At 73.9% G+C, this 11,714-nt stretch carries 9 protein-coding genes; 4 read left to right on the forward strand and 5 right to left on the reverse strand.

Translation table 11 applies throughout. The annotated features are described in order from the left end of the window. Positions 1–363: 363 nt before the first annotated feature. The 5 genes from VGI02_RS23395 to VGI02_RS23415 all read right to left on the reverse strand — a co-directional run bounded on the left by VGI02_RS23395 (position 364) and on the right by VGI02_RS23415 (position 7,538). The gene (locus tag VGI02_RS23395; RefSeq protein ID WP_331631379.1) at positions 364–1,305 is read right to left on the reverse strand and encodes a fatty acid desaturase; all 942 of its coding nucleotides are present in this window, start codon (positions 1,303–1,305) and stop codon (positions 364–366) included. A 155-nt stretch (positions 1,306–1,460) separates the two neighbouring features. Then, positions 1,461–2,660, reverse strand: coding sequence for a PucR family transcriptional regulator (locus VGI02_RS23400; RefSeq protein ID WP_331631381.1), 1,200 nt, complete (start codon positions 2,658–2,660; stop codon positions 1,461–1,463). Positions 2,661–2,714: 54 nt separating this feature from the next. After that, entirely contained in the window at positions 2,715–3,641 is a 927-nt protein-coding gene (locus VGI02_RS23405) for a 1,4-dihydroxy-2-naphthoyl-CoA synthase (protein WP_331631383.1), read from the reverse strand. 10 nt (positions 3,642–3,651) lie between these two features. Beyond that, positions 3,652–6,123, reverse strand: a complete 2,472-nt coding sequence (locus tag VGI02_RS23410) for a ferredoxin-like domain-containing protein (RefSeq protein WP_331631385.1) — start codon at positions 6,121–6,123, stop codon at positions 3,652–3,654. A 200-nt stretch (positions 6,124–6,323) separates the two neighbouring features. Next, positions 6,324–7,538 carry an AMP-binding protein gene (locus VGI02_RS23415; RefSeq protein WP_331631387.1) on the reverse strand — a complete coding sequence of 405 codons (1,215 nt, stop codon included), beginning with the start codon at positions 7,536–7,538 and terminating at the stop codon, positions 6,324–6,326. Between the two features lie 76 nt (positions 7,539–7,614). Here VGI02_RS23415 and VGI02_RS23420 point away from each other — a divergent pair, with 76 nt between their 5' ends. From VGI02_RS23420 to VGI02_RS23435, 4 genes are all read left to right on the forward strand, one after another. Further along, a complete protein-coding gene (locus VGI02_RS23420) occupies positions 7,615–8,625 on the forward strand; it encodes an o-succinylbenzoate synthase (RefSeq protein WP_331631451.1) in 1,011 nt (336 codons plus the stop codon). Between the two features lie 33 nt (positions 8,626–8,658). Beyond that, positions 8,659–9,111: a cyanase gene (cynS, locus tag VGI02_RS23425; protein ID WP_331631389.1), complete on the forward strand. Its 453-nt coding sequence runs from the start codon at positions 8,659–8,661 to the stop codon at positions 9,109–9,111. Positions 9,112–9,266: 155 nt separating this feature from the next. Then, a complete protein-coding gene (locus VGI02_RS23430; protein ID WP_414638358.1) occupies positions 9,267–10,076 on the forward strand; it encodes a TIGR02569 family protein in 810 nt (269 codons plus the stop codon). A 162-nt stretch (positions 10,077–10,238) separates the two neighbouring features. Further along, on the forward strand, positions 10,239–11,630 hold the full coding sequence (locus VGI02_RS23435) for a nitrate/nitrite transporter (protein WP_331631393.1): 1,392 nt from the start codon (positions 10,239–10,241) through the stop codon (positions 11,628–11,630). Positions 11,631–11,714: the final 84 nt, after the last annotated feature.

The raw sequence follows: 11,714 nt of genomic DNA on the forward strand, positions 1-11,714 counted from the left end.
CGCCACCGACCAACCCCTCACCGACCTCGCTCGCCGTCTCGTCACCCGTGAGGCGGGAGCTGAAGTCCTCGACCAGACCGGCCTATGAACTGTCGCTGGGACCTCTGGCGCGCCTGCCGATGAAGCCTCGTCCAGTGATGACGGCTGTACACCTTGCGACTGCTGGGCGGCATGGGTGGAACACCCCGGTCAGTAGGGCAGAGACAGCTGTGGGTCTACCGGCCGGTTCCCGGCGGTCGGGGTCGTTCGTGGCGGATAGAGGGTGGTAAAGAGGTGCCGGATCTTGGTCTCGCTGCCTCATCGCCAGTCGTCGTGCCCCGAGCCCGCGCGTGGGCGGCCGGAGTCGCGGTCAGCGGGAACGTCTCAGGACGCGTCCCTGGCTGTCGCCGCGTCGATGCTGAGGCCGCGGCGGGCGCGGTACTCGTCCATGGTGAGCGGCCGTCCGCGGACGTCGGTGAGCGGCGGCTCGTGGGTGAGGTACTCCTCCTCGTTGCGCCGCCACGCCGCCACGTAGCGGTGGAACGGAATGCGCGGGTGCAGGTGATGGACCAGGTGGTAGTTCTGGAACAACATCACCGGCGACAGCGTCGACTCGAACCCGATGCGGTTCCGGGTCGTCTTGAACTGGTTCTCGCGCGACGTGGTCTCCAGGTCGTGGTGCGGGAGGTAGTCGAAGGCGTAGCCGAGCCACATCAGCGTCAGGCGGATCGGCAGCAGGACGAACAGGACCAGCTGGTGGAAGCGGCCGGTCTTGAGGGCGGCCGCGGTGGCCCCGCCCATCAGGAGCGCGTTGACCCCCAGCTCCACCTGCTCGCTGCGGGGGCGCGACGACAGCTTCGGTGCGTAGAAGACGATGTAGTAGAGATCGATCGTCATCCAGCGCAGAGGCCGCTGCCAGACCGGGCCGCGTTCGGTGTAGTGGTCGGGGTCGCGGTCCGCGTTGTTGACGTGCCGGTGGTGCTCGAGGTGGATGAACTGCCAGGTGTGGAACCCGACGTGCGGGGCGAAGCCGGCCGTCCCGACGCGGCCGAGCGCGGTGTTCACCGACTTGCTGGTCGACAGCGAGCCGTGGCTCGCGTCGTGGGCGACGGTGAAGAGCATGTAGGACGCGAAGGCGTTGAGCAGGATCGCCACGGGCCAGGGCAGGCGCTTGGCCAGGGCCGCGGCCGTCGAGCCGGCCCACAGTGCCAGGCCGCCGACGGCCAGCCCGGCGGCCGGCAGCGAGAGCGCGGGGACGGGCTCGTTCGGCTTGGGGAGCTTGCGCGAGGAGGTCGGCTTGCTCTGCGGAGAGCTTCGTTCGGCCATGTTCGCCTCTCGTGGGTTGTCGACGCGACTGCGGCATTCCGCAGCGTAGGAGCGGGTCGTCGCGCCCGGAACCGGTCGCACGGCGTCCTCGCCGTTGTTGTCCGACGGGACAGGATCAGGCGGCCGACGTTGTGCCGCCGGACAGTTCGGGAGCCTCAGACGCGGTCGTCGTCGCCGACCAGACGCCACGCCTGGACCGCCACCGCGAGGTCTGCGACGGCCTCGGGCACGTCGGTCGGCCGTCCTGTGAGCTCTCCGAGCTTGCGCAGTCGGTAGCGAACGGTGTTGGCGTGGCAGTAGAGGCGTGTCCCCGCGACGGGGATCGATCCATCGCTGTCCAACCAGACCTCGAAGGTCTGCAGAAGCACGTTCCGGTCCTGTTCGGGAAGGGCCAGGACCGGGCCGAGAACGTCGGTGGCGACGCCGGCGGCGACGTCGGGGGCCCCGGCGACCAGCATCGCGATCGGTGTCCGCGCGAACAGCCGCACCCACGAGTCGCCGCGGCCACGGCTGCGGGCCGCGATCCCGGCGAGGTAGTAGGCCTGTGGGGCAGCGTCGAGTTCGCCGAACAGCGGGCCGACTCCTACCCGGCCCACTGCGTGCCGTTCGAGACACGACACGGCCGCGGCGGGGTCGGGCGTAGATAGAGACAGCAGACCGAGTGCCTCACGCGACGCCAGCCGCCACGCCGAGACCACCTCGTGTTCGCGTAGGGCCTCGGAGATGCCGGCCAGCGGGTCTCCCGCGTTGGGCACGGCCACGGCCACCACCACAAGGAAGTGACCCCGCTGCGGCATCCCGAGCCGGGCCGCGACCTCGCCCAGGGACCCTCGCCCGACCGCCGGACCGGTCACCAGCGCCTCGACCGTCGCTGAGCGCTCACGTTCCTGGCGTAACAGCATCTCCGTCGTGGCGTCTCGGTGCGCGGCGGTGACGGCCTGCCCGAAGTGATCCGCGCGCCACCACATCTCGCTCGCCGCGTCGACGATCTCGCGATGGCTGACCGTGCCGCTGTCGACCATGGCCTGGGCGACGGCATCCCACAGGACCGCGAAGCCGATGCGATACGCCGACAGCACGTCGGCCAGCGGGATACCACCCAGGGCGTGCTCACGGCCGGTCAGCCGCGGCGGCGCGCCATCGTCGAGCGTGTCGTCGACGGGCTCGTGATCCAGAACGTACTCGTAATTGCGCAGGACGTAGCCCACCAGCTCCTCGCGCGTGAAGCGCTCCGGGTCCCGGTAGAACTCGCTCGCCGCCACGATCTTCTCGACGGCGGCGCGGGCCAGCCGCTCGAGGTCGGTCCGCACGATCGGGGCCACGCGCGCCAGCCCACGAGGACCGTCAGCGGACATGGCGCCGCAGACTACGCGGGGGAGCGTCGTGGCCGTTGCGCAAACGACCGAGCCTCAGTAATACCAGGGGAACGGGGACCAGTCGGGCTCGCGCTTCTCGAGGAACTGTTGCTTGCCCTCGACCGCCTCGTCGGTCATGTACGCCAACCGCGTCGTCTCCCCGGCGAACAACTGCTGACCGACCAGCCCGTCGTCGATCAGGTTGAACGAGTACTTGATCATCCGCTGCGCCTGCGGCGACTTCCCCAGGATCTCCCGGGCCCACTGCAGCGCCGTCGACTCCAGCTCCGCGTGCGGCACCGCCTCGTTCACCGCGCCCATCCGGTGCATCGCCGCCGCATCGTAGGTCCGGCCCAACATGAAGATCTCCCGGGCGAACTTCTGCCCCACCGACCGCGCCAGGTACGCCGAGCCGTACCCGCCGTCGAACGACCCCACGTCGGCGTCGGTCTGCTTGAATCGGGCGTGCTCGGCCGAGGCCAGCGTCAGGTCGCAGACCGAGTGCAGCGAGTGCCCGCCGCCCGCGGCCCACCCGTTGACCACCGCGATGCAGATCTTCGGCATGAACCGGATCAGCCGCTGGCACTCCAGGATGTGCAGCCGCCCCGCGTGGCCCTGCTCGGTCGGCGACACCTCGGTCTCCGACGCCGCGTACTGGTACCCGGTCCGCCCCCGGATGCGCTGGTCGCCCCCGGAACAGAACGCGTGCACGCCGTCGCGCGGCGAGGGCCCGTTCCCGGTCAGCAGCACCACCCCGACATCCGGCGAGGTCCGGGCGTGCTCGAGCGCGGTCGCGAGCTCGTCGACGCCGTGCGGTCGGAACGCGTTGCGCACCTCTGGACGGTCGAACGCGATCCGCACACACCCCAGCTCCCGATCACCGGACCGCTCGACCGCCCGGTGATAGGTGATGTCGGTGAAGGAGAAGCCCTCCACCTCACGCCAGGCCGCAGGATCGAAGATCGAGTCACCGGTGCTCACGCGCGGGACTCTAGGAGGCGGCCGGACCCTCCGCCCGCTGCGCCACCGCGAGGGGGAGCGCCCGGGCGTCCCCGGCGTCGTCCGCGTCGTCGCCGCCCGCGGCCCAGGCGAGTGCGGGCAGCCCGCGCAGGGCGCTGACGACGACGCCGACCCCGGTCCGGGCGATGGTGTCGGCGAGTGACTCGTGGCCGATCCGGTGCTCCTCCCAGGCGCCCACGACGGCCTCGACGAGCGCGGGCACGTGGTCGGCGGCGACGCGGCCCAGGACGCGCCCGAGCCGGTCCCGGCCGAGGTCGCCGCCCAGGTGGACCCGGTACCCGGCGACGCGACGGCCGTGGATGGACACCAGGTTCCCCGCCAGCCCGAGATCGGCGGCCTGGTGACGGGTGCAGCTGGCCGGGCAGCCCGAGAGGCTCACGCGCAGGCCGGAGTTGCGCCGGAGCGCGGGGAGATCCCAGAGCGTGCGCGCCAGATCGTGGGTCGGGGTGATCGCGAGAGCGCACACCGGTGCGCCGACGCAGGAGCGCACGTCCCGGGCCGGGTGCTCGGCCCCGACGAGGAGCCCGACGTCGGCGAGCGTGTCCCGCAGCGCCGCCACGCGGCCGACGGGCACGTCGCGCAGGACGACGTTCTGGTCGCGCGACGGGCGCAGGGTGCCGTCGCCGTCCGCCTCGCCGACGGCGGCGAGGACGTCGAGCGCGTCGGCGGACAGCTCGCCGAGCGGCACCGTGACCGTGACCGTCGCCAGCCCCGCGCGGGTCTGCGGGCGCACGTCGGTGCCCCACCCGCCGTCGGGAGCGGTCCGGGGCGTCGTGGTCACGGGCCGGGGCGCCAGCGGGGCCGGGGCGGGCCAGGGGCGACGGCTGGTCGCCCGCTCGGCCTCGGCGACCAGGGCGGTGAAACGCGCGAGGCCGAGCCGCGCGACCAGGAACTTCAGCCGCCCCCGGTTCGGGGTCTCGTAGGCGCCGTGGGCGAGGAAGACCGCGAGCACGGCGTGCACGGCGGGCAGCATCCGTTCGCGCGGGAGGAAGTCGACGATCCGGCTGGCCAGGGTGGGGGAGGAGCGCCCCAGGCTGCCGCCGGCCCAGAGCTCGTAGCCCAGGCGGCCGTCGTCGTCGAGGGTCGAGACGAGCCCGATGTCGGAGACCTTGGCCTGGTCGCGGCAGCGGGCGCAGCCGCCCACGCCGATCGTGAGGCGTTGCGGCAGCCGGGCGTTGAGGTCGGGGCCGAGGGCGAGCAGGGAGTCGGTGAGCTGCGCCGCGTCCGCGGTGCAGTCGAACGGTTCGTCGGCCGAGACGCCCGCGTCCGGGCAGCTGGTCACGCCGCGGATGGTGTGGCCGCAGGTCGACTCGGTGTCCAGGCCCGCGTCGCGCAGCCGGCCGAGGACCTCCGGGATCTCCGGTGCGGGCACGTCGTGCAGCTCGACCTGCTGGCGCGTCGTGAGGTGGACCCGGCCGTCGCTGTGGTGGCGCGCGAGGTCGGCGAGGGCCCGGGCGGCGTCGGCGCCCAGCGCGCCCCTCGTGCGGGCCCGGACCAGGAAGTGCTGCTCCGAGGCCTGGGAGCAGACCCCGAGGGTCTTGAGGCTGTACCGCTCGAGGGCCCCCAGCCCGCCGGCACCGGCGAGGGCGGCGAGGTCGAGGGGCAGGCCCGCCCGCTTGCTGGCGACGACGTCGCCCGGCGTGTCCCGCCCGCCGGGGCGCGCGGTGCGGTGTGCCGGACGGTGCGCGGTCAGCGGCCGCGCGAGCGACGGCACGGTCCCGCCCACCCGGGACGGCGCCGCCGGGGCGAGGCCGGTGACGAGCACGTACCCGGTGCCGCGGACCGTGCGGATCATGTCGCGGTGCCCGGCGCCGAGCACGCGGCGCAACTGCTTGACGTGCACGTCGACCGTGCGGGCGCTGCCCTCGTAGTCGCGTCCCCACACGGTGGCGAGCAGGTGGCGCCGGGACAGCGGCCGCCCGGCGTGCTCGACGAGCTCGCTGAGCAGCTCGAACTCCCGGCGCGCCAGGGTGAGCGGCCGGTCGGCCACGCGCGCCTGGAACGAGGCGGTGTCCACCACGAGGTCGCCGACGGCGAGCGCGTCGCCGCTGAGCGGGGCGGGCGAGGTCGCGGGTGCGGGCCGGGCCGGCGGGGGGACGGCGCGCGCCGCCAGCCGCAGGCGCAGCTCGATCTCGGCGGGTCCGGCGTCGGTGAGCAGGAGACCCTCGAGGGCCTCCTCGGCGTCGGTGGGCAGGTCCGCGTCCGGGCCGAGGACCAGGAGCCGGGGCAGGCCCGGCCGCGAGCGGGTGACCGCGGCGGCGAGCTCGCCCGCGGCCCGGGGGCGGTCGCGGCCGTCGAGCAGGACCGCGTCGACGTCGTCGAGCGCGGCGAGCAGGCCGCCCGCGGCGACGGGCACCAGCGTCGTGCGATGGGCCGGGAGCAGGGCGAGCCCCGGGACGACGTCGTCGACGGAGTCCGCCGGGCTGACCAGGAGAAGGTGCACGCGAACCTCCCGTCGGATCGGGTCGGGACCGTCCCGCACGCCCCGTCCGGCGGCGAACGAACGGCGAGCGCCGCGGGGTCTGGTGGCCGACCGACGGCAAGGCAGCGATCCCACCACGCGGATCGTTTCCGGCGGCTACGGTCGTGTGACGACGACGTTTCCGCCCCGTGGCCCGGGTCTCACCCGGCTCGGCCGGCGGCTCAGCCGGCGAAGAGCGCGCGGACGGCCGCGCGGTCCGGCTTCCCGATGCCGTGCACCGGCACGGAGTCCAGCACACGGACGCTGCGCGGCGCCGCGCGGCCGAGGCCCTGGCGTGCCAACCCCGCCGCGACCTCGGCGCGCACCGAGGCGGCGTCGAGTGCCGCGCCGTCCCCGCCGGCCACCACGGCCACGACCCGCGCGCCCCACTCGGGGTCGGGCACCCCGACCACGCAGGCCTCCCGGACGCCGGGCACCGCCAGCAGGGCCTGTTCGACCGCCGAGGGGGCGACCGTCTCGCCGCCGGTGACGATGACGTCGTCCGCCCGCCCGAGGATCTCGAGCCGCCCGTCGGCGTCGAACCGGCCCAGGTCGGAGGTGCGGAAGCGGCGACCCGGCAGGAAGTCCGCCGCCGCGGCCTCGTCGGCGCCCCGGTAGCCCTCGGCGACGGTGGAACCGCCCAGGACGACCCGTCCGGTGCCGGACGAATCAGGGTCGTCCAGCTCCACGCTCACCCCGTCGAGCGGTGTCCCGTCGTAGACGCAGCCCCCGCAGGTCTCGCTCATGCCGTACGTGGTGACCACCCGGACGCCTGCCGCGCGGGCGCGGGCGAGCAGTGCGGGCTCGGCGGCCGCCCCGCCGAGCAGGACCGCGTCGAGCGACCGGAGCCCGTCGAGTCCGGCGCCGGAGCCGGCCCCGTCGGCGTCGTCGAGCAGCCGGCGCAACTGGGTCGGCACCAGCGACGTGCGGCTCACCGCCCCGGCCCCGTCGGCCGCCGCCGTCTCGAGGGCCGCCGCGAACCCGTCGGGGCGGAAGCCCTCCCGCAGGTCCATGACCGCCGCGGGCGACCCGGCGCGGGCCGAGCGCAACAGCACCTGGATCCCCGCGACGTGGTGGGCGGGCATCGCGAGCAGCCAGCGCCCCTCGCCGCCGAGCCGGGCCGACGTGGCCGCCGCCGACGCCGCGAGCGCCGAGCCGGAGAGCAGGACCGCCTTGGGGACCCCGGTCGACCCCGACGTCGTGACGACCGCGGCGACCCCGGCGGGCACGGGCGCGACCAGGGCCGCCCGCGGGCTCGGGTCCTCGGGGCCGGTCGGCAGCACCGCGGGCCCGGCCCCGGAGCCGGCCGTGATCAGGCGCGCGGCGAGCTCGCGGGCCGCTCGCGCGGAACCATCGGTGGTGACGACCTCCACGGGCCGGCCGGAGGGAGCGGTCATGGTCTCTACGGTAGGCACGGTGGACGTGAGACCGAGCGGGGCGCGGGGCCCGGCCGGATCCGGGCCCCTCGCCACCGTGGCCGGACCGGGCGGCGTGCCGCTCGAGGCGGTCGTCGTCGCGCTTCCGATGCGGACGCGCTTCCGGGGGATCACGGTGCGGGAGACGCTGCTGCTGCGCCGCGCCGACGCCGGGCCCGACGCGCCGTGGGGCGAGTTCTGCCCGTTCGTCGAGTACGACGACGAGGAGGCGACGCCCTGGCTGCGCTGTGCGCTCGAGTCCGCGGGCGTCCTCGGCGCGGGGTGGGCGGCCCCGGTGCGGGAGGAGATCCCGGTCAACGCCACCGTGCCCGCCGTCGGCCCCCGGGACGCCCACCGGATCGTCGCCGCGTCCGGGGCGGGCACCGCCAAGGTCAAGGTCGCCGAGCGGGGCCAGGATCCGGCGGAGGATCTCGCCCGCGTCGAGGCCGTCCGGGACGCCCTCGGCCCGGGTGGACGGGTGCGGGTCGACGCCAACGGCGGGTGGGACGTCGAGGCGGCGGTCGCGGCGGTCACGGCGCTGGACCGCGCGGCGGGCGGGCTGGAGTACGTCGAGCAGCCGTGCGCCACGGTCCCCGAGCTCGCCGCGGTGCGCCGCCGCGTGGACGTCCCGGTCGCCGCCGACGAGTCGATCCGCCGCGCCGACGACCCGATGCTGGTGGTCGCGGCGGAGGCCGCCGACGTCGCCGTCGTCAAGGTCGCTCCGCTGGGCGGGGTCGCGGCGACGCTGCGGATCGCCGAGGCGATCGGGCTGCCGTGCGTGGTGTCCTCGGCGGTGGAGAGTTCCGTGGGTCTGGCCGCCGGGCTGGCGCTCGCCGGCGCGCTGCCCGGCCTGCCCTACGCGTGCGGGCTGGCCACCACGAGCCTGCTCGCCGCCGACACCGTCGCCGCGCCGTTCGTGCCCGACGGCGGGATGCTCCCGGTCCCGGCCGCGCCGCCGCGACCGGAGCCCACGACCCTCGCGCCCTCGCTCGCGTCCCCGGACCGGGCGTCCTGGTGGCTCGACCGGTTGAACCGGGTACTACGCCGGGTGGACGACGAGGTCCGCTGACGATCACCGATCACCCTGGAGACGGAGAAACAGATGCCGGACACGTTCGACCGACTGGAGGCCGGCCGCGAGGTCGTCGCGGCCAAGGACGCGAAGGGCATGAGCTGGCAGCAGCTCGCGGACGCCCTCGGGCGCTCCCTGGTCTGGACGACCTCGGCGCTGCTGGGCCAGCAGCCGCTGTCCGTCGAGCAGGCGCAGCAGGTCGGTGGGCTCCTCGGCCTGGACGACGACACCGTCGCCGCGCTGTCCCTGCCGCCGGTGCGCGGGGAATCCGCGCTCGACCCCACCGAGCCGGTCACCTACCGGCTCCAGGAGGCGCTGCAGGTGTACGGCAGCTCCATCCAGGAGCTCATCCGCGAGGAGTTCGGCGACGGCATCATGAGCGCCATCGACTTCTCGCTGGAGTTCGAGCGCGAGCCCGATCCGAAGGGCGACCGCGTCAAGCTGACCTGGAGCGGGAAGTTCCTGCCCTACAAGGTGTGGTGAGCCCGGTGGCTCCGACGTCCCGACACGCCGTCGCATCGTCGGACTGACTCGACCGGTCCGGGGGTAGCGTGCGGAGCGTGACCGCCGCACCGCCCCAGGACTCCCGGGTGCAGCAGGCCGCCGCGGGCGGCGAGCCCGAGGGCCCGCCGCTGCACGTGCGGACCGCGTTCGGGGTGCGCGAGGCGGAACCGCGGCCACGCCCGCACCTCCCCGGCCCCGCCTGGACCTGCGACGGCGTCCTGCTGCGCCCGGTGTCGGACACGGTCCTCGCCGCCTGGTCGGCGGCCACCGCGGAGGAGCTCTCCGGGCGCGGGGTCGACGGCGTCCGCGTGGCCCGCCCGGTGCGCGCCTCCGACGGGCGCCGCGTGGTGTCCGGCTGGGCCGCCTGCCACGACGTCGCGGGCCAGGTCCGGCCCCGGCACGACGACGTCGTCGCCGTGTCCCTGCGGCTGCACCGCGCCACCGCGAAGATCGCGCGTCCCCGCTTCGTCGACGACCGGGACGACATCCTCGCCCGCGCGGACCGGATGGCCTTCGGCGAGCGGGCGGTCCCGCTCGACGCCGAGACCGGCGGCGACCTGTTCACCGAACTCGTGCGTCGCCGCACCAAGCTGCCGGTGCCCTCGCAGCTGGTGCACGGGGACCTGTTCGGCACGGTGCTGTTCGACGGCCCGGACGGTCCCGACGGGCCCACCGCCGAGCAGGCTCCGCCCGCGGTGCTCGACATCGTCCCGTTCTGGCGGCCCGTCGAATGGGCCGCGGCCGTCGTCGTGGTCGACGCCCTGGCCTGGGGCGGGGCGGACGCCGGCATCGTCACGCGCTGGTCCCACCTCGTGCAGTGGCCGCAGATGCTGCTGCACGGGCTGCTGTTCCGGCTCGCGGTCCACGCCCAGCACCCGGCGTGCACCAAGGAGTCGCTGCGCGGGCTCGAGCACGCCGCGCGGGTCGTCACCGAGCAGTTCTGACCCGGACCGCCCGCGCGGGCTTCATGCCGCGCACTCGCTCCGTCATCCGTCGGAAACACGCAGTCATCAGCGTGTAGTGCCCGATTCCTACCGTCTGCGTCCGAGTGGACCGGGGTGCGACCGAACGGACGCGCCCCCTCACGGACGAGAGGGCGAAGGCAGATGAGCGTGGCCGCAGAACCATCAGGGGCCTCCGGGACCCGCGGGGGACGCTGGATCGACGACTGGCGCCCCGAGGACAAGGGTTTCTGGGAGAGCACCGGCAAGAAGATCGCCAACCGGAACCTCTGGTTCTCGGTGTTCTCCGAGCACATCGGGTTCTCGATCTGGACGCTCTTCTCGGTGCTGGTGCTCTTCATGGGTCCCGACTACCACGTCGACGCGGCGGGGAAGTTCCTGCTCGTCGCGGTCGGGACGTTCGTCGGCTCCGCCCTGCGGCTGCCCTACAGCCTCGCGGTCGCCGTGGTCGGCGGCCGGAACTGGACCCTGATCAGCGCGGGCCTGCTGCTGGTCCCGTCGATCGTCCTGGTGTTCGTCATGCACCCGGGGACGTCGTTCACCACGTTCGTCGTGGTCTCCGCACTGGTCGGGGTCGGCGGCGGCAACTTCGCATCCTCGATGACCAACATCAACGCCTTTTTCCCGGAGAAGCAGAAGGGCGCCGCTCTCGGTATCAACGCCGGCGGCGGAAACCTGGGCGTCGCCGTGATCCAGCTGGTCGCGCTGCTGATCATCGCGACGGCGGGCACCGGTTCACCCCGCATCCTGCTGGCGATCTACATCCCGCTCATCGTGCTCGCGATGGCGGGCGCCGCCTTCTTCATGGACAACATCTCCTCGGTCCGCAACGACACCGGGGCGCTCAAGGAGGCCGCCAAGGACGCGCAGACCTGGATCGTCTCGTTCCTCTACATCGGCACCTTCGGCTCGTTCATCGGCTACAGCTTCGCGTTCGGTCTGGTGCTGCAGAACGAGTTCGGGCGCACCCCGCTGCAGGCCGCGTCGGTGACGTTCATCGGCCCGCTCCTCGGTTCGCTGATCCGGCCCGTCGGGGGCTGGCTCTCCGACCGCATCGGCGGGGTCCGGGTCACGCTGTGGAACTTCCTGGCCATGGGTGTCGGTACCTTGATCTGCATCTTCGCGTCGGGGGCGGGCTCGCTGGCCCTGTTCACCCTCGGCTTCGTGCTGCTGTTCGTCACCTCCGGGATCGGGAACGGATCGGTCTACAAGATGATCCCGTCGATCTTCCGGACGAAGGCCGCCGCGGCGTCGGAGACCCGGGGCTGGGACATCGAGGCCGGGCTGTTGTGGGCCCGGCGCATCTCCGGGGCGGCCATCGGCATCTCGGCGGCGATCGGCGCCTTCGGCGGCCTGCTGATCAACCTGGCGTTCCGGTCGTCGTTCCAGGCGACCAAGTCCGGCACGCCCGCGTTCTGGGGCTTCCTCGCCTTCTACGCCGTCTGCTTCGTCGTGACCTACCTCGTCTACATGCGGAACTCGAAGGCCGCCACCGACCCGAAGACGGGCTCGAAGGTCAGTTACGCGTCCGTGTAGGTGCCTCCGGCTCGTGAGCACTTTCCGGGGCTATAGCACCGGAAAGTGCTCACGAGGGCGTAGCCCACCTCTGAGAGGAGCACC

Source organism: Actinomycetospora sp. (genome assembly GCF_036497245.1).
Classification (GTDB): domain Bacteria; phylum Actinomycetota; class Actinomycetes; order Mycobacteriales; family Pseudonocardiaceae; genus Actinomycetospora.